The organism is Glutamicibacter sp. X7 (assembly GCF_054889245.1).
In genome coordinates, this window is sequence record NZ_CM142678.1 from 75623 (window position 1) to 96238 (window position 20616).

Here is a 20616-nt window from a genome sequence, read left to right on the forward strand (position 1 = left end):
GTAGATTGGCCTTGTAAAAAATAGCCAATTTAAAGGTTGTGGCTTTATGAGGCGGATCACTGCAGGTCAGCTGGCTGGGATGCTCGGCGCCCGAGAAGATGGCGTGCCCGCCTACCGCTGGTTATCCGCGGGGCTGCGCTCGCTGATCGCCAATGGGCGGGTGCTGCACGGCACCACGCTGCCCAGCGAACGAGACCTCGTCTCCGCGCTGGGCCTTAGCCGCACCACGATCACCCGTGCCTACCAGGTGCTACGCGAGGCAGGCTACGCCGACTCGGCGATCGGTTCGGGAACTGTGGCGCAGGTCCCCGGCGGGCTCGTCGACGGCGGCGGTGAACCGCTGCCGCTGGGCGGGTTTGGGAGCAATAACGCGCGCACCGATTTGAGCTGTGCCGCACCGGCGGCCCCGCCGGGCATCATGGAGCACTACGCGGCCGCGCTGGAACAATTACCGGCCTACACCGCCGGGATGGGGTACTTTCCGCTGGGTATTCCGGTGCTGCGCCAGGCATTGGCCGACTACTACACGCATCGCGGGCTACCCACCGACCCCGACCAGATCATCGTCACCGCCGGGTCGCTGGCGGGGGTGGCCGCGGTGGCCCGAACCGTCCTCTCCCGCGGGGCCTTGGCCGCCACCGAGACACCCAGCTACCCGAACTCCGTGCTCTCGCTCAAGGCCCAAAAGGTGCGTCTGGCAGCCCTGCCCATCGGCCCGGAAGGAACGGACCTACCGGGAATCGAAGCCCTGCTCCGCGAGGCCCGGCCGGCGGCCATGCTCTGCCTGCCGGACTTCCACAACCCGGTGGGCACGCTGCTGGATAATGCCGGACGAGAACGTTGGGCCCGGGCACTGGAGGCGCATGGCACCGTCGGAATCGTCGACGAAACCTGCGTCGACCTCTGGCTGGATGAGGAACCCGACGTGCTGCCCATGGCCGCCTTTTCCTCCTCGCTGGTCAGCGTGGGTTCGGCCAGCAAATCCCACTGGGGTGGGCTCAGAATGGGCTGGATTCGCGCCCCTCGCCCGTTGATCGGCGCCCTGGCCACCGGCCGCATGGTGCTCGATTTGGGCGCCCCGGTACTCGACCAACTCGTGCTGGCCTCGATGCTCGAGCGGCGGCAGCCGCTACACGGACGCGCCGACCTGCGCGCCAACCGGGACTGGCTGCATGCCGAACTGGCGCGGGTGCTGCCCGAATGGACGGTGCGCAAACCCTCCGGCGGGCTGAGCCTCTGGTGCCAATTGCCGGCACCGCGCTCCAGCGCGCTGTGCCGCACCGTGCGCGGGGTGCAGCTCGCCCCCGGATCGACCTTTGCCGTCGACGGGCACGGGCTGGAAACCTGGCTGCGGCTGCCCTATGCCCTGCCGCGGGAGGATTTGGCGGCGGTGCTGCCGCGGATCGTCGAGGCCTGGCATGCGGTGGCCTAAGACGTCCGGCTAAAGGGCGCCGAGGGCTGTCCGCAAGCCGTCGCTGAGCCGTTCGAAGCTGTATCCGCCGTGCCCGGGGTTCCGCGGCGCGGAATCGGTTTCGGCGCCCACGGTGGCCATGCCGCTGGTGCGCACCGCGGGCACGTGGATAAAGGCTCCGGGTGCCTCGGCCACCAGGTAGGCCACCTGGTTGCAGAGGAAACGCCCGGCATCTTCGGAGAGCTCGGCGGCGAAGCCCGCCTGCTGCAAGGCGTTGACCATGGCGCGGACATCGAGGCCCGCGCCCCTGCGGGCTGGCCCGTCGTCGATGGCCGTCGCACGCGGTTGGGCCCCGTCGTTATCCGCAATCCGCGCATCCTGCTCGTTGACGCCCCAGAGTTCCGGGGTAATGGCGGTGCGTCCGCCCGCCTCGCCGACCGCCACCACGGCCTCTGCCGCGCTGGAGACGATGAGCTCGTCGAGTGCCGCTTCGACCCGGCCAAAGGACACCGGTAGCAACCCGGTGACGATCTCATGGGCGCCGATGCGCGCCGGGAGTCGACGCACCGCCTCCCAGCTGGCGTTCTCGGTGTCTTGGCCAAAGGGCTCGAAGCCGGTGACAAGTATGCGCATGCACCCATTATGTCGGTTCGTCGGGATATAACTGCCGCAGGCAGAAACGAACCGTTAGGAAGTGAACGATGGACGCGCTACTTGTGGTCCTGATACTAGTCAATCTCGCAATCTCCGCCTTTGCGCTGTGGATGCTGCGTGCGGCGGGTGGTCCCGGCTTGGCTCAGCGCATTCAAGATTCCGTGCGGTTGGGCAATGCCGAGCTGCGCCAAGACCTCGGCGGGCAACGCAGCGAACTCCATCAGTCGATGCAGCGCGTGAGTGAAAGCAATGACCTGCGGCTCGAACGGATCCGCGAATCGGTGGATCGTTCGCTGCGCGAAAGCGCCGCGGCGCAGCGCGAGCTACAAAAGGTGCTCGCCGCCGAGCTGGAAAAGCTGCGTCAATCCAACGAGAGCAAGCTGGAGAAGATGCGGGAAACCGTCGACGAAAAACTGCAGGGCACCTTGGAGAAGCGGCTGGGAGAGTCCTTCGGGTTGGTCAGCCAGCGTTTGGAGCAGGTGCAGCAGGGCCTGGGGGAGATGCGCTCCCTGGCCGAGGACGTTGGCGGGCTCAAGCGCGTGCTGACCAACGTGAAGTCGCGCGGCACCTGGGGTGAAGTGCAATTGGAGCGCCAGCTGGCCGACGTGCTGACCAGCGAGCAATACCGGCAGAATGTGCAGATCGTGCCCGGAAGCAGCGAACGCGTGGAATTTGCGGTGGTGCTGCCGGGGCATGAGCAGGAAGTGCTGCTGCCCATTGATTCAAAATTCCCGCAGGAAGACTATGAGCGGTTGCTCGATGCTCGCGACGCGGGAGATAAGGCCAGAGTTCAGGCGGCCGGCAATGCGCTGGAGCGGGCCATTCTGGAACAGGCCAAGTTGATCTCCGGTAAGTACGTCGCCCCTCCGTACAGCACGGATTTTGCCATCATGTACCTGCCGACCGAGGGACTCTTTGCCGAGGTGGTTGGGCGCTCCGGGCTGGCCAGTCGCCTGCAAAATGGCCATCGGGTGCTGATCACCGGGCCGACGACGCTCATGTCGCTGCTCAACAGCCTGCAGATGGGATTCCGCACGCTGGCCATCGAAAAGCGCACCAGCGAGGTGTGGCAGGTATTGGCCGCCGCCAAGGCGGAATTCCGCAAGTATGGCGATGTGTGGGACAAGTTGAGCAAGCAATTGGCCACCGCCCAGAACACGGTCTCCGAGGCCGGGACGCGTACCCGCGTGCTGGAGCGCAAGCTCAAGGATGTCGAAACGCTGGAACCCGAACAGACCGCGTCGCTGGAAGACGTGGTGGGGCTGCCCTAGACGCGGTATTTGAACCCGGTATGCGAGGCGGTGAAGCCCAACCGCGTGTAGAACCGGTGCGCATCGGTGCGAGCGGCATCGGAGGTCAACTGGACCAACGAAGCGCCGCAAGCCGCGGCGGCCACATCGATGGCCCAGCGCATCAGTTGCGTGCCGATGCCCAGCGAGCGGTGGTGAGAGGCGACCCGGACCGCCTCGAGGGTCAACCGGCAGGAACCACCCCGGGCCAGCCCCGGGGTGCGTGTCACCTGCATCATGGCCACCAGTTTGCCGTGGTGCTCCACCACCAGCTGGTCGTTGGCTGGATCGCCGATGATTTCCTCCAGCGCCGCCGCGTAGGCGGCACGCTCCATATGATCCTTCGCGTCACCGCGCGCCGCGCTGATCGGATCGTCGGAGAGCAACCGCAGAAGTGCGTCGAGATCTTCGCTTACCGCGCGGCGTAGCCGCAGCTCATTCTTCGGCAGGTCTACCGGCAGGTCGAGGTGTGCGATCATCGCGCGTACTCCAGGGGGTCGATCCGCGGCGGCAGCTAAGGCAATGCCACCCATCACCTCAACTATAGGCGGCTGTTGGCTACCGCCGCGGGCCACCTAGCGGATGCAGACCACGGTGCGCGGCTGTGAACCGGAGGCCTCGGTCATCCCGTGGGTGAGCGTTTCGAATCCCGGGAATTTCGCATTGAACTGCTCTTCGAAGCGTAGGTAGCCCATGATGGTGGAGTTGATCCGTTCGCCCGGGACCAGCAGCGGGATGCCCGGCGGGTAGGGGGTCAGCAGCACCGCGGTGATCCTACCTTCGAGACGATCCAAGGGCACGTGCTCGACCTCGCCCGCGGTCATGGCCGTCCAGGCGTCGGTCGGAGTCATCTCGGCCTGTACCGGCGAGGTGTAAATTTCCGTGGTCAACCGGGCTACGTCGTGGGCGCGGTATTCCTCGTGGATGCGCTGGCACAGATCGCGCAGGCCTGTGCCCGCGTAGTGAGGGTTCTCGGCGGCGAACTTCGGCATGGCCCGCCCCAGCGGCAGGTTCGCATCATAGGCTTCCTTGAAGCGATGCAGCTCGGAAATCATGGTGTTCCAGCGGCCCTTGGTGATGCCGATGGTGAACAGGATGAAGAACGAGTACAGCCCGGTCTTTTCCACCACGATGCCGTTTTCGGCCAAGTAGTGCGAGAGGATGTTCGCCGGAATACCGGTTTCCGAGTACACGCCGTTGACGTCCAGGCCCGGGGTCATCACCGTGACCTTGATGGGATCGAGCATGGTGAAGCCGTCGTCGACGGTCTCGAAACCATGCCAGGACTGTTCCCCGTTTAGCTCCCATTCTTCGCGGGCGGCCAGCCCTTCGCGGGCCGGGGTGTCCGGCCCCCACACGTCGAACCACCAATCCTGTTCCTCGCGGATGCGAATGATCGCGCGACGGAACTCCATGGCCTCGGTGATGGCCTCCTCGACCAGGGCGTGCCCGCCGCGGCCTTCCATCATGGCCGCCGAGACGTCGCAACTGGCGATGATCGCGTACTGCGGGCTGGTCGAGGTGTGCATCAGGAAGGACTCGTTGAACACCGTCTGGTCCAGCTCACGGGCCTCGGGTTCCTGCACCAGAACCTGCGAGGCCTGCGAGAGGCCGGCCAGCAATTTGTGGGTGGACTGGGTCGCGTAGACCATGGTGTCCTTGGCGCGCGGACGATCCTTCCCAATGGCATGCATACCGGAGTACAGCTCGTGGAAACCGGCATGGGGCAGCCAGGCCTCATCGAAGTGCAGGGCCTCGACACGGCCATCCATGGCGTGCTTGATCTCTTCGGCGTTGTAGATGATGCCGTCGTAGGTGCTCTGTGTGATCGTCAGGATCTTGGGCTTGCGCGTCTTATCCGTGATGAACGGGTTGGCATCGATCTTCGCCTGGATGGCCTCGGCGGTGAATTCACTGCGCGGAATGGGGCCGATAATGCCGGCGAGGTTGCGGGTCGGGGTCAGGAAGATCGGGATGGCCCCGGTGAGGATGATCGCATGCAATACCGATTTGTGGCAGTTGCGATCCACGATCACAATATCGCCGGCGCCGACCATCGAGTTCCACACGATCTTGTTGGAGGTGGAGGTGCCGTTGGTGACGAAATACAGGTGATCGGCGTTAAAGGTGCGGGCCGCCCGCTTTTCCGACTCGGCGACCGGGCCGGTGTGGTCCAGCAGCTGTCCGAGTTCTTCCACGGCGTTGCAGACATCCGAGCGCAACAGATTCTCCCCGAAGAACTGGTGGAAGAGCGTGCCGGTGGGGCTCTTGAGGAAGGCCGTGCCGCCGGAGTGCCCCGGGCAGTGCCAGGAGTAGGCGCCGTCGTTGGCGTAGCGCATCAGTGCGGAGAAGAACGGTGGAGCCAGCTGGGCCACGTAGTTCGCGGCTTCGCGGGCGATGGAACGCGCGACGAACTCCGAGGTGTCCTCGTAGGCGTTGATGAACCCGTGCACATTGCGCAACACCTCGGAAGGGATCACGCGTGCGGTCAGGCGCTCGCCGAAGAGAAAGATCGGCAGGTGCTCATTGCGTTCGCGCACGGCGTCCACCAGCGGCTGTGGCTCGTCGTCCGACACGATGACGGCCGAGACGCGGCTGGTCATCGAGCTGATGGTGCCTTCATGAGCACTGGGAACATGCACTACCTCGAGATCGAGGGCGGTTAGCGACTCCGAGAGCTCGGCCAATGCGGCAGACCCGGCATTCGACTGCCCAGCCTGATTGGACACGATCATGATGGGGAATTCGAGCTTCACTCAACCACTCCTGAACTGTGGCCCGAGAGCCTCGGGCGGCCTGATGACCAGATCATTGTGCCAGCGCGGTCACGGTCTAAAGTTGTTGGATCGCGCGGTGAGTGGCGGATGCTTTCGTGGATTCCTACAAGTCCTGGTGGAGGGCCACCACTTGAAGTTGGGTCCATGCCATCAGCCGCTGCTCCGGGTTCTCGAGCTGCAGGTTGAATTGCTCCGCGGCGCGGCGAAGCCGGTAGCGCACGGTGTTCTCGTGCACGTTCAGATCCCGCGCGGCCTGGGCATAGTTGCCATTGGCGCGCAGCCAGGCCAAGACATTGCGCGCGAAGTCCGTGCCCTGCCGGTTGTCGTGTTCCAGGAGCGACTCGATTGGTTCACTGCGGAGCCACGACGTGTGGGCCAGGGTGCGTTCGATGGCTCGCAGCATCAAGGTGGGGCGGGCTGACTCGGCGCTGACCACCGGTTCCTGTTCGGTGGCAAGGTGGGCGTCGAGAATCTCATCGATCTCCGCGCGGGCCGTGGCGAAATCCGCGATATCGGCCACCGGCGAGCCCAGGGCCGCGCTGAGGTTCTGCCCAACGGCCGCGTGCACCTGATCGACGGCCATCCTGGCCAGACGGGCCGGTAACTGATGATCGCGCGGTTGGCAGAGGGCATAGAACCTGTGTCCGGCGGTGATGATGGTGGTGGCGCCCAGCATGGCGGTAAAGGTGCGGCTGAGCAGGGCCCGAATTTGGTCGATGATCAGTGGTGGCACGGCGGCCGAGAGCACCTCGAAGGCCAGTAGGCGTAGGGGTGTGCCGGGCTGGATACGTAATTCGTCGAGTTCCGCCGAACTCAATGCCTCGGTGCTCAGCAACTTGCGGATGGCTTCGCTGCGGGTGCGGTTACTTTCGGTGCTGCGCCGTGTGGACTCCATGATCAATCCCGCGGCGGAGACCGCGGCGGCGCTCAGCGCCCGATGGTCCTCGTCATCTAGCGGTGAGTCATTGGTGCGGATCACCCAGATGCTGCCCAGATTAATGGTGCCGGAGCGTACGGCAATGGCCGTGCGGGGTAGCTGGTTTCCATCGCCCGGGAAGCACAGTGGTCCGTCGGCGCGCAGAACTTCCCGGTAGCGCGCATTGTTATGGGGTGAATCCGTGGCCTGACGGCTCAGGATGCCTTCGGTGCGCAGCGGGTCGATCAATTGGCCCGGGTGCGTGGAATAGGCCAGTATGGCCCGCCCAAGATCCTCTATGGAGACCGCCCCGCCGAAGTGACTGGCTAATGAGTTGACCAGATCGTGCAGTGAGCCGCTGCCGTGCCCCATGGGCCGGCCCTGCCAATCGCGTTCCCCTAGCGCGCCCGAGATCATCGCATCTAGGTACCGCCACGGAATGGAGTCGGCTAGCAGGAGGATCGGCACTCCGGCGCGTTCGCCGAGCATGGCTAGCGTGGGGATGTCTTGGGGCGGCGCCTTGAGTCCCACGGCGCTGGCGTTGGCTGCTGCGGCGCGCTGCAACATGTTATCGAGCCCGCCACCGACGCTAAATCCTAGGGAGTGGGCCGAGGCGATATAGAAGAGCATGCCCGGATCGGTGCCCAGCGGTGCCGAGGTGTCGGCGAACTCGGTGCCGGTAACCACCGGGTGACCAGTGGTTTGCGGGTTCAGCAGTTGCACATTGTCATGCCCCAGGGCGGCGATGAGGTCGGTGACGGTAACCGGCGCCCCGGCGTCATCGTGGGAAGCGCTTGGTGAATTCCATGAACTCATGAGTTGAGTTTAGGGGAAAGCTACAAAATGAACCACATACATTTAACCTAGGCTGACTGCTGACCATTCAGTGACTCGCATCACCACGATCCGAAGGAAAGGCCCGCACCCCATGAATGACTCCAGCCCACGAGAACGGACGCAGCCCGCACGCCCGTCTGCCTGGCAGACCGGCGAAGACCGCGGCTACCAGCACGGGCTCAGTGCCCGGCAGATCCAGATGATCGCGATTGGCGGTGCCATCGGTACCGGACTGTTCATGGGCGCCGGCGGGGCGCTACGCACCGCCGGACCGTCGATCATCATCACCTACATCGTGTGCGGTATCGCCGCCTATGCCATCCTTCGAGCCCTGGGCGAGCTCGTGGTGTATCGGCCGGCCAGTGGGTCGTTCGTCTCCTACGCCCGTGAATTCTTCGGCGAAAAGGCTGCCTATGCATCCGGCTGGCTGTACTGGATGAACTGGGTGATGACCGCCGTTGTCGATGTCACGGCGGTGGCCCTCTACATGGACTTTTTCGGAACGTACTCCGCGGTTTTCGCCGCGATCCCGCAGTGGGCCTATACGCTCATCGCGCTGCTTCTGGTGACCGTGTTGAACCTCGTCTCGGTCAAGCTTTTCGGCGAGATGGAATTCTGGTTCTCGGTCATTAAGGTGGGCACCCTGGTCGCCTTCCTCGTGGTGGGCATCTGGATGGTCATCTTCGGCACCCCGGTCGAGGGCCAACAGGTTGGTTTCTCGCTGATCACCGACAACGGCGGGATTTTCCCCACCGGCCTGCTACCCGGGCTGATCGCCGTGCAGGGCGTGATCTTTGCCTACGCCGCCATCGAGCTGATCGGCACCACGGCCGGTGAGACCAAGGACGCGCGCAAGTTGATCCCGCGCGCGGTCAACACCGTGCTGCTGCGCATCGGCGTCTTCTATGTCGGATCGCTGGTCCTGCTGTGCCTGCTGTTGCCTTTCACCGCATACAAGGCCGATGAATCGCCCTTCGTTACCTTCTTCGCCAGCACGGGCATTGAGGGCACCGACATCATCATGAACCTGGTCGTGTTGACCGCCGCGATGAGCTCGCTGAACGCCGGCATGTATTCCACGGGGCGTATTCTGCGCTCAATGGCCATGGCCGGCTCCGCACCGGCCTTTGCCTCGAAGATGACCAATCAGGGCGTGCCCTACGGTGGCATCCTGATTACCTCGGCGGTCTCCCTGCTGGGCGTCGTGCTCAACGCGCTGGTCCCCGAACAGGCCTTCCTCATCGTCTTGAATCTGGCCTCGGTGGGCATTATCGGCTCCTGGGCCATGATTGTGATGTGCCAAATGAAACTCGTGTGGCTGGCACGCCGCGGTCTGGCGCAGCGTCCGGATTACCGGTTGCCCGGAGGGATGGTCACCGGGTGGGTCGTGCTCGGATTCCTCGCGCTGGTCCTGGTGCTGATGGCTTTCGATAACCCGATCGGCACCTGGACTATCGTCGCCACGGTGGTCTTGCTCGTTCCCCTCATGATCTGGGGTTGGTACGGCTGCCGCGGCCGCGTGGCGCAGCTGGCGGCCCTGCGGGAGCAACAAGGCAATTCGGATCTTCCGCTGGTGGATTCTCACTGAGGCTACTGGCCGCTTAAATAATTCAGGGCGACACCCGTTTGGGTGTCGCCCTGAATTTTGTCCTTAGCCCTTGAAACGCTCGATGGAGCGGGCCAGCTCTGCCTCGGCAGCCTCGCGGCCTTCCCAGCCCTCGGCCTTGACCCACTTGCCCGGCTCAAGATCCTTGTAACGGGTGAAGAAGTGCTCGATCTCCTTGATCAGCCACTCGTCGATATCCTCGAGTTCCTTGATGTGGTCGAAGCGCTTATCGGCCGGAACGCAGAGTAGCTTGGCATCTCCACCGCCATCGTCGGTCATGTTGAATACGCCGATCGGGCGGGCCTCCACGACAACACCCGGAATCAGGTCCACACCCGGGATGTACACCATGGCGTCCAGCGGATCGCCGTCCTCGCCCAGGGTGTTATCGAAGTAGCCGTAGTGAGTCGGGTACTGCATCGGAGTGAACAGCACACGGTCCAGGCGCAGGCGGTGGGTTTCGTGATCGATCTCGTACTTGACGCGCGATCCGGTGGGGATCTCGATGGTGACGTCGTGGCTCATCTAAGCGCACTCCTCTACTAGTCTTAGGGGTATCCGTCGTTAAGATTATCGCTGATTCGTACTCCGCGTTGCCCGCCGGGCGCTGAAAGGGACCCATGAACACTGCCGTTGAACGGGCGTTAACACTGTTGGCGGCCGTCGTGGCGCTAATTGCCATGATCACGGCCATGGTCCTGACGCCCCGCATGTTCACCGGAGAGCCGGCCGGCGCGTTTACCGCGGCCAGCGCAGCCCTTCCCGACACGCCGAGCACGCAGGTCAAAGACCTGGACCCGCAGGCTCCGAAACCGGATCAAGCGCTGCTCACCGCGCAACTCGACGCCATCTTGGCAACCAAGCCCGACAAAACCTCATTCACCGCGCAGGTGGTGGATGTTCCCAGCGGTGAGGTGCTGTACAACCGGAACGGCGAACAGCCCGGAACTCCAGCCTCCAGCCTGAAGGTGGCTACCGCGATCGCCGCCTTGGACACCCTGGGCGGACAGCGCCAACTTGCGACCACCGTGACGCTCGAGGGCAAAACCCTGGTCTTGCACGGCGGCGGCGATGTCCTATTAGGTGCCGGCGTCTCCGATCCGGCGCATCCTAAGGGTTACGCCGGATTGCAGACCCTAGCCGAACAGGTAGATCAGGTGCTTGCCGACCGTGGAATCGGCGAGGTGGAGCTGGTCTTAGACGACTCGCTCTTCGGCACCGCGCACACCAATAAGGATTGGGATAAATCCCTGTTCACCTCGAACAACATTGCCCCGGTGTATCCCATTGCGCTCTACGCGGGCCGCGCCACCGAGAACACACGATCGGCCTATTCGCAGGATGCCGCCGCTCGGGTGCTGGACAGTTTCGCCGCACAGCTCAAAGTGAAGGTCCACCGCGGGGAACGTGGGGCCCGCCAGGGCGGTGAGGAAATCGCTCGAGTGCTCTCCGCGCCCTTGCGCGAACAAATCAACTACATGCTGTTGGTTTCGGATAACTATCTGACCGAAACCATGGGCCGGCTTGTGGCCGTCGAACGCGGAATGGACCCAGCCCAGGCCGGAGCCGCCGTGCAGGCGGTCGCTGCCGCCCATGGGGCCAGCGAGCTTAGCCTCGTCGACGCCAGTGGACTAGCGGCCAAGAACAAGATTTCCCCGGCCGCGCTCACCGCGTTGTTGCGTGCGGCGGCCGTTAGCCCAAAGCCGGAGCTGCGTGAATTGGTGTATTCGCTGCCGGTTGGCGGCTATAACGGCACCTTGCGCCAGCGCTTTACCGACGACGCCTCGCAGGGGCAGGTGCGTGCGAAGACCGGCTCACTGGCTGGGGTTGCTACGCTGACCGGAATGACCCTGACCGCCGACGGGCGCTTGCTGGCCTTTAGTATTTTCGCCGCACATCCCGACGGAGCTCTGGCACCGCATAAGCAGACCATCGACCAAGCCGTAAGGGCGATACATGCCTGCGGCTGCCGACCCTAAGGAGTAGCTATGACGCAGTGGATCGACTGGGAGCTGGCACTGAGAACCGCCAAGGGGCTGATTCCCGCGGGCCCCAAGGTGAGCGCCACCGAGGCCGCGCAGATCGTCGCCGACTTGCGTGAGGCCGCGCAGACCGGGTTGCAGCACGCCGAAGAGATCTCCCGGCTGCAATCCACTGGTCAGGCGCAGACCCTGGTGGTCGACCGGGCCGGCTGGGCCACGGCGATGAGCCAGAATATTCAGGCCATGCTGCCGCAATTGCCCAAGGTCCCACCGGCGTTGCCGGTGATCGCCGGGGCCGAGGTCGGGGCGGTGATCTCCGTGCTCAGCACGCGCGTGCTAGGGCAATTCGACCCCTTCAGCGGCCCACGCCTGCTGCTCAACGCCCCGACCATCACGCAGATCCGCGGCGAGCTGAACCTCAACGCGCGGGACTTCTACCTGTGGGTGGCGACCCATGAGCAGACCCACCGGCTGCAGTTCGAACACGCCCCATGGATCCAGTCGGTATTCACCGAGGCGCTGGAGCAGGTGTTCGAGGGCATCGGCTCCGGAACGCATTCGATGGCGCAGCTGGCCGAGAAGGCCAAGCAGATCTCCTCGGAGGTCGGGGAACTCACCTGCATTATGTCGGTGCTCGAGGGGCACGCCATGGTGGTCATGAACGACGTAACCACCATTGGCAGCATCAAGACAATCCGCCGTCGCTTTGCCGCGCGTGGGCAGAACCGTTCGCCGCTGGCGACGTGGATCGGTAAGCTCCTGGGCCTGGATGCGAAGGCCCGGCAATATGAGCGTGGTGCAAAATTTGTGCGTCATGCGGTGGACGAGATGGGCTACGAGGGGTTCAACCGGATCTTCGCGGCCCGCGAAAACTTCCCGAATGCCGCGGAGCTCGACGATCCACAGCGCTGGCTCGAGCGCATGTCATGAGCCGCCCGCTGGATCGGGCGCGCTCGGCCATCGCCCGGCTTTGCGCCGGTGAACCGGCGCTACTCGGGGTCTCCGGCGGAGCGGACTCACTGGCGTTAGCGGTAGCGGCGAGCGAACTGGTAGCCGCCGGCAAACTCCAGGCCGGCGCGGTCATCGTCGACCATGGGCTCCAGGCGGGCAGCGCCGAGGTCAGTGCCCGGGCCGCCGAGCAGTGCCGGAGTCTGGGGCTGGACCCGGTCTCTACGGTGGCGGTGCACAGCGCGCCCAGTGAGGCGGCGGCCCGCACGGCCCGCTACGCGGCCTTCGATAACGCGCTCAGCGAAAGCGGGGCGGCGCATCTATTGCTCGGACACACCCGTGATGATCAGGCCGAGCAGGTGCTGCTGGGCCTGTTACGCGGCTCCGGGACACGTTCCCTGGCCGGCATGCCCGAACGCCGCGGCCCCTACGCGCGCCCACTGCTCGGGCTGAGTCGCGCCGAGACCGAACAGATCTGTCGGCGCGCGGGCCTGGACTTCTGGGTGGATCCGAGCAACGCGGACACCGGATATCGGCGCAATGCGGTACGGCACGAGGTGCTACCAGCCCTGGAACGTTCGCTGGGCCCCGGGATCCGCTCCGCGCTGGTCCGCACCGCCGAGTTGGCCGCCGCCGACGCCGAGGCCCTCGAAGAGTGGGCCCAGACCGAATTCGCGCGACTGACCCGCAGCGAGGGGATCGACTTCAAGCAGCTACGCCAGTTACCGCTGGCGGTGGGGACCCGGGTGCTACGGCTGGCCGCGGTGCACGCCGGTGCACGCAACCTCGGGCACGAGCGCACCGCGGCGCTCGCCGGCCTGGCCGGTGTGGGGGTCCGAGCCTCCCGTTCGGCCGGTCCGGTGCAACTCGAAGGCGGGATCAGAGCCTGGCGTCGAGGTCCGGTGATTGTTTTCACCGAGGGCGGCTAAACATGCGTGGAGATAATGTGGCACTCTAGTGGAGTACCGCACCACTATTTCAACGGGAGAACGCTCGTGGATTCGAACGCAGTCAACGCCGATCTGGCCTCCGTGCTTTACACCAAGGAAGAAATCCAGTCCCGCATCGAGGAACTGGCCGCGCAGATCGACAAGGACTACGAGGGCCGCGACATCCTCGTGGTGGGCGTCCTCAAGGGCGCCGTCATGGTCATGGCTGACCTGGCCCGCGCACTGAACTCGCACGTAACCATGGACTGGATGGCGGTGTCCTCCTATGGTTCGGGTACTCAGTCCTCCGGCGTGGTGCGCATTCTCAAGGACCTGGACTCGGACCTGATGGGCAAGCATGTGCTGATCGTCGAGGACATTATCGACTCCGGGCTGACCCTGTCCTGGTTGAAGTCCAACCTCGAGTCGCGTGGCCCGGCCAGCGTCGAAATTTGCGCGCTGCTACGCAAGCCCGAGGCGGCCAAGGTAGAAATCGACGTGAAGTACGTCGGCATGGACATCCCGAACAAGTTCGTGGTTGGTTACGGCCTGGACTGGGCCGAGAAGTACCGCAACCTCGATTGCGTTGGCGTGCTCGCCCCACATATTTACCAGTAGGGAACTTTTCGCGCCCCACGGGCGTTGAAGCTGTCAAAAGGTGGCGTTGCCCGGACGTCTGATGATTGCGTGAGGGGGATGCGGAGGTACGGGGCCCTCCGGATCAATGAAGACCAAGAAATTTTTTAATAGCTGGATCGTGTGGGTCATGTTGGGTGTGGCCGCACTGTTGATCTTCCTGCCGATGCTCTTCAACCCGGGCGCCGCCCGAGTCGACACCTCCGTGGGTATGAACCAGCTGACCAGCGGCAACGTTACCGAGGCGCGCGTGTTCGATGCGGACCAGCGCGTCGATCTGTTGCTGCGCGATTCGCTCAATGTCGACGGCGTCGACAAGGGTAAGCGCGTCTCCTTCTACTACTCCGTGGCTCGCGCCGATCAAGTGATCGACGCCATCAACGGCGCCAAGTTGAACAAGTACACGGATCAGCCGGTACAGAACAACTGGTTCCTGTCGATGCTCGGGGTCATCATCCCCTTCCTGCTGATCGCCGGTATTTTCTGGTTCATTCTCGCCCGTTCGCAGGGCGGCGGCTCGAAGGTGATGCAGTTTGGCAAGTCCAAGGCCAAGCTGATCACCAAGGATATGCCGCAGGTGACCTTCACCGACGTGGCCGGCGCCGACGAGGCCGTCGAAGAGCTGCACGAAATCAAGGAATTCCTCCGCGAGCCGGCCAAGTTCCAGGCCGTGGGCGCCAAGATCCCCAAGGGTGTGCTGCTCTACGGCCCTCCCGGTACCGGTAAAACCCTGCTGGCCAAGGCCGTGGCCGGCGAGGCGCAGGTGCCGTTCTACTCGATTTCCGGTTCGGACTTCGTCGAAATGTTCGTCGGCGTCGGCGCCTCGCGCGTGCGTGACCTCTTCGAACAGGCCAAGAACAACTCCCCGGCGATTATCTTCGTCGACGAAATCGACGCGGTGGGACGCCACCGTGGCGCCGGCATTGGCGGCGGTAACGATGAGCGCGAGCAGACACTGAACCAGCTGCTCGTGGAGATGGATGGCTTCGACGCCACCACCAACGTCATCCTCATCGCGGCGACCAACCGCCCCGACGTGCTGGATCCGGCCCTGCTGCGACCGGGTCGTTTCGACCGTCAGATTCCGGTGGAAGCACCGGACCTCAAGGGTCGCGAAGACATTCTGAAGGTGCACGTCAAGGGCAAGCCGGTGGATGCCTCCGTGGACCTAAACGCGGTGGCCAAGAAGACCCCGGGCTACACGGGTGCCGACCTGGCCAACGTGCTGAACGAAGCCGCGCTGCTGACCGCACGCTCCAACGCCAACCTGATCGATGACCGCGCCCTGGATGAGGCGATCGACCGCGTGATGGCTGGCCCGCAGAAGCGCACCCGACTGATGGATGAGCACGAGCGGAAGGTCACCGCGTACCACGAAGGCGGTCACGCCCTGGTGGCCGCGGCCATGAACCAGACCGCGCCGGTCACCAAGATCACCATCCTGCCGCGCGGCCGCGCGCTGGGTTACACCATGGTGGTGCCCGAATCCGACAAGTATTCGGTGACGCGCAACGAACTCCAGGACCAGATGGCCTACGCCATGGGTGGCCGTGTGGCCGAGGAGATCGTCTTCCACGACCCCTCCACCGGTGCCTCGAACGATATCGAGAAGGCCACCGCCACCGCCCGCAAGATGGTCACCGAATACGGCATGAGCGAGAAGGTCGGCGCAGTGCGCCTCTCCTCGGCCAGTGGCGACCCGATGTATGGGCAGGCTGGCTCGCGCGAATACTCGGACGAGATGGCACATCTGGTCGATACCGAGGTGCGGCAACTGATCGAGCAGGCGCATGACGACGCCTACTGGGCGTTGACGACCAACCGTCACGTGCTCGATCGCCTCGCCCTGGCACTTCTTGAACGTGAAACGTTGAACCAGAAGGAGATCGAAGAAATCTTCTCCGACCTAGTCAAGCGCGATAAGCGTGAGGTGTGGTTGTCCAATGATCAGCGTCCGGTGCACCCAGAAGGCCCGGTGTTAAGCCCGAAGGAGCGCGCGGCGCAGTCGACCGACTAGGATCGAAGCCGTGAGTACAGAGCAAGAGATGACTATCGACCAGCCGCGCATCGCAGCAGCCGTGCGCGAAATCCTGCTGGCCATTGGTGAAGACCCGGATCGTGAAGGGCTGACCGAGACCCCGAGCCGGGTCGCCAAGGCCTATGCGGAGTTCTTCGCCGGGCTCCACCAGGAACCGGCCGAACACCTGTCGACGACCTTCGATATCGGCCATGACGAAATGGTGCTGGTCAAGGACATTCCGTTCTACTCCACCTGCGAGCACCATTTGGTGCCCTTCTACGGAACCGCCCACATTGGCTACATTCCGGGCAAGGGTGGCAAGGTCACCGGGTTGAGCAAGCTGGCTCGCCTCGTCGAGGTGTACGCCCGTCGCCCGCAGGTGCAAGAACGCTTGACCACGCAGATTGTCGATGCGCTGATGGAACACCTCAGCGCCTCCGGCGCCATCGTGGTCGTCGAATGCGAACATATGTGCATGTCCATGCGCGGGGTGCGCAAGCCCGGCGCGAAGACCGTCACCAGTGCGGTGCGCGGTCAATTGCGAGAATCGGCCACCCGTGCCGAAGCCATGAGTCTGATCCTGGGAAGGTAATTACATGTCACTCGGCGCGATCCCCGGCACCGGTCCGGCCACCAGTCCATTGAGCGTAGTGCGCAAGTCCAAGCGCAAGAACTTCGAGGATCTGCCCACCGGACGCACCCTGGTGATGGGCGTGCTGAACGTGACGGAGGATTCCTTCTCCGACGGCGGCAAGTACCTGGACGTGGAGGATGCCATCCGCCACGGCTTGGCGCTGCTCGAAGCCGGCGCCGAGCTGATCGACGTGGGTGGCGAATCCACCCGTCCGGGCGCCGACGAGGTTGACCCGGAGCTCGAGATTAAGCGTGTTGTGCCCGTCGTGGAGGCGCTGGTTCGCGCCGGCGCCGTGGTCTCGGTGGACACCATGCACGTGGCTACCGCCCGCCGCGCCCTGGCCGCCGGGGCGCACCTGATCAACGACGTCTCCGGGCTGACCTATGAATCGGGGATGCCGGAGCTCATTGCCGAGACCGGGGTGCCCTATGTGCTGATGCACCGCCGCGGTACGGCCAGCGACATGCAGTCCCACGCCGAATACCAGGACGTTGCCGCGGAGGTCGCCGCCGAATTGAGCGAGTTGCGCGATACCTTCCTGGCCGCCGGCGTAAAGCCAGAGCAGATCATCCTGGATCCCGGGGTGGGCTTTGCAAAAACCGCCGAGCAGAACTGGGAACTACTGGGCAACCTCGAGCCCATCGAGGCGCTGGGGCATCGCGTGCTGATCGGCACCAGCCGCAAGCGCTTCCTAGGCAAGCTGCTGTCCGTCGACGGCGTCGAGCGCGCCCCAGAGGAGCGCGACGCGGCCACCGTGGCCACCAGCGTACTGGCTGCCCAGCGCGGAGTATGGGCCGTTCGGGTGCACGATGTGCGCGCCAACCTCGACGCGCTGGAGGTGTTGCGCGCCCATGGATCGCATTAGCATCCAGGGTATTAGTGCGACCGGTTACCACGGGGTATTCGACCACGAGAAACGCGATGGCCAGATCTTCGTTGTCGACGTGGTGCTACACACCGAAATCACCCGCGCCGCGCTGAGCGATAACGTCGCCGACACTGTGCACTACGGTGAGGTCAGTGAGCTGGTGGCCGCCCAGATTCAGGCCGGCCCCTGGGATCTCATTGAGAAGCTCGCCGTCCAAATTGCCGAGGCGATCCTCGTCGGATACCGCAGCGTGCGCACGGTCGACGTCACGGTGCATAAGCCTCAGGCACCGATTCCGGTGCCCTTTAGCGATGTAGCCATCGAGATCACCCGGCACCAGCCGGTGCACACCGCGATTATCGCGCTGGGCTCGAACCTGGGCGACTCGCAGGCTACCTTGGCCTCCGCGGTGCAGCGTCTAGGGGACTTCGTGACCGTCGAAGCGGTCTCCCCGCTGGCGCAAACCAAGCCCGTCGGTGGCCCCGAGGGGCAGGGTGACTTCCTCAATCAGGTGGTACGCATCAGCACCGAACTCGGGCCGCATGAGCTGCTGGACATCTGCCAGCAAATCGAGACCGAGCATGAGCGAACCCGCGAGGTGCGCTGGGAAGCCCGCACCCTGGACCTGGACCTGATCACCTATGACGCGCTGCGCATGGAGGATGAGCGGCTGACGCTACCGCACCCACGTGCACATTTGCGTGGTTTCGTGCTGGCCCCGTGGAGTTGGATGGACCCCGACGCGGTACTTGGCGGACAGCTGGTGACCCGGTTGGCCGACGCGGCCGAAGATACCAAGGATATTCGCCGACTATGACGAAATTGCGCGTGGGACTGTTGCTGCTCTGCCTCGGCGCCGGGGCGCTGGTGGGGTGGGCGGCCCTGCAGTGGCTGACCTCCGCGGGCCGGTTGGCCCCCGTGCTGGATTACACGGCGCTGTTTTCCATGGGTGCGGTGAGCGTCATCGTGCTGGTGCTGGGCATTCGCATTAAGCGCTCGACCTCGGGATCCGGGCATATCGATCCGATAGCGGCCGCCCGCACCCTCGTACTCGCCCAGGCGGCGGCCTATGCCGGGGCGGTTATCGCCGGCTGGCATTTGCCTGCGGTGCTGATGCTCTCCCTGGCAAGTGGCTCGAGCCCCACGCTGACCCGCGCGCTAGTACTCGGTGCCGGAGGGGTCGCGATGGTGATCATTGGCTATATTGTGCAACACTTGTGCAAAATACCCCCGGAAGATCCCGAGGAGAATGCCGATGGAACCGTTACCGAATAACTTTGTCGCGGTTGACCCGCGTTATCTCACCGTGCGCACGATCAGTTGGGCCTTGGCCAGTGGTCTTGTTCTGCTGGTGGCACTGATTCCGGCCCTGCTGGGATTGTTGGGAGCCCCCATTCCGGGTTGGTTGCGACTTACGCTGCCGCTGGTGGTGGTTCTTTTCGCCCTGCTGGAACTGGTTTTGCTACGTCGCCGGGTCGCCGCCATCGGCTACCTCGAACGCGACGAGGATTTGCTGGTGCGCTATGGCCTGTTGGTGCGTAACCAGCGTGCCGTGCCCTACGGGCGGATGCAATACGTCGAGCTGAAAAGCGGTCCGTTGGAGCGCCGTTTCGGACTCTGCCAGCTCGTGCTGAACACCGCCGCTTCGGCGGCGACGGCAACTATTCTCGGGGTTCCGGCTGCCGAAGGTGAGGCCCTGCGTGAACGGCTCGTCGCGGCCGGGGAAGCGCGGATGATGTGAGTACCGAGGATCCGCAGGCACCGTGGCTGCGGGTGCATCCGGCCAGCCCCTTCGTTCAGGGTTGGATCGCCATCCTCGGTCTGATCTTCATTTATCTGCAGAACACCCGCGAGCTGTCCTTTGCCGAGCGTTTTGCGCAGGAGCGGTTGCCGATGACCGCGCTGATCGGCGGCGGTCTCTTATTGGCGATTCTGCTGGTCTACTTCCTGTCGTGGTACTTCACCCGCTACCGGATCACCGCGACTCACGTCTACGTAAACACCGGAATGATTTTCCGTAGCCAGAAGCAGGCACGCATCGATAAGGTGCAATCCATCGAAATCGCCCAGCCGCTGGTGGCCCGGCTGCTGGGCTTGGCCGAACTACGCTTCGATGTGGCCGACGGGTCCTCGTCGGTGTTGCGCCTGTCCTACCTGAAGAAGGAAGAGGCCGCACAGCTGCGGCGGCAGATCCTCACGCTGGCCCACGGCCAACAACCGGCCACGGCCGCGTCGGTCGAATCCGTCGATACTCCGGTGCCCGATATCGAGGATGAACGGCAACTGGTTCGAGTGCCCCCGGGTCGCCTAATTGGTTCCTTCCTGCTCCGACCGGGAGCGATCATCGGCGCGCTGCTGACGATCACGCTCCTAGTGCTCACCATCGTGGGCGTGGGCGGGTTCGCTGCCGGTCTGCTTCCGGCCCTGCTGGGTTTCGGCGGCTGGTTTTACAAGGAACTCAATGGCGGCTGGAATTTCACCGCCAGCGTCACCGACACCGGACTGCGCGTGGCCTATGGACTGACCGACACCAAGCAGCAATCGGTGCCGGTGCGTCGTGTGCAGGCCATCGAGATTTCGCGCCCGTGGCTCTGGGGATCGCTGGGATGGTACCGCATGCAGATCAACGTGCTGGGCACCGGGTCCGGCGACGACGGTTCCGAGTCCACCACCGTGGTGCTCCCCGTGGGGGACGTGCATGCGGTAGCCCAGATCATGGGAATCCTCCTGCCGAATCTCGGCGTCGCGGAACAACGTGAGGTGCTGCTCACCGCCTTGGAAGGCAGCGGAGAGCAGCGCGGGTTCACCGTTTCGCCGCGCGCGGCACGGATCTTCTCGCCGTGGGCTTGGCGTGTGCAAGGCTTCGCCGTCACCCCCACCACGCTCATTACCCGGCACGGCCGGTTGGGTCGGCGGGCCACCTTCACGCCGCATACCAAGGTGCAGGGCACCAGCTGGCGGCAGGGTCCGCTCGACCGGCGTCGCGCCTTGGCCACGGTGCGGGTGCACAGCGCAGGTGGTACGGTGCTCGGTGAACTTGAACAGATCGACAGCGCGGTGGCCGCGGAGTTCTTCGAGGCCCAGGCGCAGCGCGCCAGCGAAAGGTAAG

The 20616-nt window shown here is 64.3% G+C and carries 19 protein-coding genes; 14 read left to right on the forward strand and 5 right to left on the reverse strand.

Features of this window, described 5'->3' with window-relative positions; genetic code table 11:
* Positions 1 to 46: 46 nt before the first annotated feature.
* Positions 47 to 1432, forward strand: a complete 1386-nt coding sequence (yczR, locus tag ACYU0X_RS00390; protein ID WP_418908005.1) for a MocR-like transcription factor YczR — start codon at positions 47 to 49, stop codon at positions 1430 to 1432.
* 9 nt (positions 1433 to 1441) lie between these two features.
* Here the strand turns inward: yczR and ACYU0X_RS00395 are convergent, their stop codons facing one another.
* The gene (locus tag ACYU0X_RS00395) at positions 1442 to 2044 is read right to left on the reverse strand and encodes a pyroglutamyl-peptidase I (RefSeq protein WP_461901799.1); all 603 of its coding nucleotides are present in this window, start codon (positions 2042 to 2044) and stop codon (positions 1442 to 1444) included.
* Between the two features lie 68 nt (positions 2045 to 2112).
* Between ACYU0X_RS00395 and ACYU0X_RS00400 the strand changes: the two genes are divergently transcribed.
* Positions 2113 to 3336 (forward strand): DNA recombination protein RmuC, encoded by a 1224-nt coding sequence (locus tag ACYU0X_RS00400; RefSeq protein WP_461901800.1) that lies wholly within the window; start codon positions 2113 to 2115, stop codon positions 3334 to 3336.
* Here the strand turns inward: ACYU0X_RS00400 and ACYU0X_RS00405 are convergent.
* The 3 genes from ACYU0X_RS00405 to ACYU0X_RS00415 all read right to left on the reverse strand — a co-directional run bounded on the left by ACYU0X_RS00405 (position 3333) and on the right by ACYU0X_RS00415 (position 7863).
* Entirely contained in the window at positions 3333 to 3887 is a 555-nt protein-coding gene (locus ACYU0X_RS00405) for a GNAT family N-acetyltransferase (RefSeq protein WP_461901801.1), read from the reverse strand. The two genes, ACYU0X_RS00400 and ACYU0X_RS00405, sit on opposite strands and share 4 nt — an antisense overlap.
* A gap of 42 nt (positions 3888 to 3929) precedes the next feature.
* On the reverse strand, positions 3930 to 6110 hold the full coding sequence (locus ACYU0X_RS00410) for an Orn/Lys/Arg family decarboxylase (protein ID WP_461901802.1): 2181 nt from the start codon (positions 6108 to 6110) through the stop codon (positions 3930 to 3932).
* Between the two features lie 124 nt (positions 6111 to 6234).
* Positions 6235 to 7863, reverse strand: coding sequence for a PucR family transcriptional regulator (locus ACYU0X_RS00415; protein ID WP_461901803.1), 1629 nt, complete (start codon positions 7861 to 7863; stop codon positions 6235 to 6237).
* A 112-nt stretch (positions 7864 to 7975) separates the two neighbouring features.
* Between ACYU0X_RS00415 and ACYU0X_RS00420 the strand changes: the two genes are divergently transcribed.
* The gene (locus ACYU0X_RS00420; protein ID WP_461901804.1) at positions 7976 to 9472 is read left to right on the forward strand and encodes an amino acid permease; all 1497 of its coding nucleotides are present in this window, start codon (positions 7976 to 7978) and stop codon (positions 9470 to 9472) included.
* Between the two features lie 63 nt (positions 9473 to 9535).
* Here the strand turns inward: ACYU0X_RS00420 and ACYU0X_RS00425 are convergent, their stop codons facing one another.
* Positions 9536 to 10015 carry an inorganic diphosphatase gene (locus ACYU0X_RS00425; RefSeq protein WP_309410252.1) on the reverse strand — a complete coding sequence of 160 codons (480 nt, stop codon included), beginning with the start codon at positions 10013 to 10015 and terminating at the stop codon, positions 9536 to 9538.
* A 95-nt stretch (positions 10016 to 10110) separates the two neighbouring features.
* Between ACYU0X_RS00425 and ACYU0X_RS00430 the strand changes: the two genes are divergently transcribed.
* The 11 genes from ACYU0X_RS00430 (at position 10111) to ACYU0X_RS00480 (ending at position 20615) form a co-directional block, all read left to right on the forward strand.
* The gene (locus ACYU0X_RS00430) at positions 10111 to 11469 is read left to right on the forward strand and encodes a D-alanyl-D-alanine carboxypeptidase/D-alanyl-D-alanine-endopeptidase (protein WP_418908012.1); all 1359 of its coding nucleotides are present in this window, start codon (positions 10111 to 10113) and stop codon (positions 11467 to 11469) included.
* A gap of 9 nt (positions 11470 to 11478) precedes the next feature.
* On the forward strand, positions 11479 to 12402 hold the full coding sequence (locus ACYU0X_RS00435) for a zinc-dependent metalloprotease (protein ID WP_461901805.1): 924 nt from the start codon (positions 11479 to 11481) through the stop codon (positions 12400 to 12402).
* Complete coding sequence (gene tilS / locus ACYU0X_RS00440; RefSeq protein ID WP_461901806.1) at positions 12399 to 13349, forward strand: tRNA lysidine(34) synthetase TilS; 951 nt, start codon at positions 12399 to 12401, stop codon at positions 13347 to 13349. Before ACYU0X_RS00435 ends, tilS begins: the two co-directional genes overlap by 4 nt.
* 66 nt (positions 13350 to 13415) lie before the next feature.
* Positions 13416 to 13967: a hypoxanthine phosphoribosyltransferase gene (gene hpt, locus ACYU0X_RS00445; protein ID WP_309410248.1), complete on the forward strand. Its 552-nt coding sequence runs from the start codon at positions 13416 to 13418 to the stop codon at positions 13965 to 13967.
* 106 nt (positions 13968 to 14073) lie between these two features.
* A complete protein-coding gene (ftsH, locus tag ACYU0X_RS00450; RefSeq protein ID WP_309410247.1) occupies positions 14074 to 16002 on the forward strand; it encodes an ATP-dependent zinc metalloprotease FtsH in 1929 nt (642 codons plus the stop codon).
* Positions 16003 to 16030: 28 nt separating this feature from the next.
* Positions 16031 to 16597, forward strand: a complete 567-nt coding sequence (gene folE / locus ACYU0X_RS00455) for a GTP cyclohydrolase I FolE (RefSeq protein WP_309410493.1) — start codon at positions 16031 to 16033, stop codon at positions 16595 to 16597.
* 4 nt (positions 16598 to 16601) lie between these two features.
* Positions 16602 to 17504 carry a dihydropteroate synthase gene (folP, locus tag ACYU0X_RS00460; protein WP_461901807.1) on the forward strand — a complete coding sequence of 301 codons (903 nt, stop codon included), beginning with the start codon at positions 16602 to 16604 and terminating at the stop codon, positions 17502 to 17504.
* Complete coding sequence (folK, locus tag ACYU0X_RS00465) at positions 17491 to 18324, forward strand: 2-amino-4-hydroxy-6-hydroxymethyldihydropteridine diphosphokinase (RefSeq protein ID WP_461901808.1); 834 nt, start codon at positions 17491 to 17493, stop codon at positions 18322 to 18324. The genes folP and folK overlap by 14 nt, the downstream gene beginning before the upstream one ends.
* Positions 18321 to 18782 (forward strand): DUF3180 domain-containing protein, encoded by a 462-nt coding sequence (locus ACYU0X_RS00470; RefSeq protein WP_418908017.1) that lies wholly within the window; start codon positions 18321 to 18323, stop codon positions 18780 to 18782. The genes folK and ACYU0X_RS00470 overlap by 4 nt, the downstream gene beginning before the upstream one ends.
* A complete protein-coding gene (locus ACYU0X_RS00475; protein ID WP_461901809.1) occupies positions 18763 to 19248 on the forward strand; it encodes a PH domain-containing protein in 486 nt (161 codons plus the stop codon). The genes ACYU0X_RS00470 and ACYU0X_RS00475 overlap by 20 nt, the downstream gene beginning before the upstream one ends.
* Positions 19245 to 20615 (forward strand): PH domain-containing protein, encoded by a 1371-nt coding sequence (locus tag ACYU0X_RS00480; RefSeq protein WP_461901810.1) that lies wholly within the window; start codon positions 19245 to 19247, stop codon positions 20613 to 20615. The genes ACYU0X_RS00475 and ACYU0X_RS00480 overlap by 4 nt, the downstream gene beginning before the upstream one ends.
* The last annotated feature ends 1 nt before the right edge of the window (position 20616 follow it).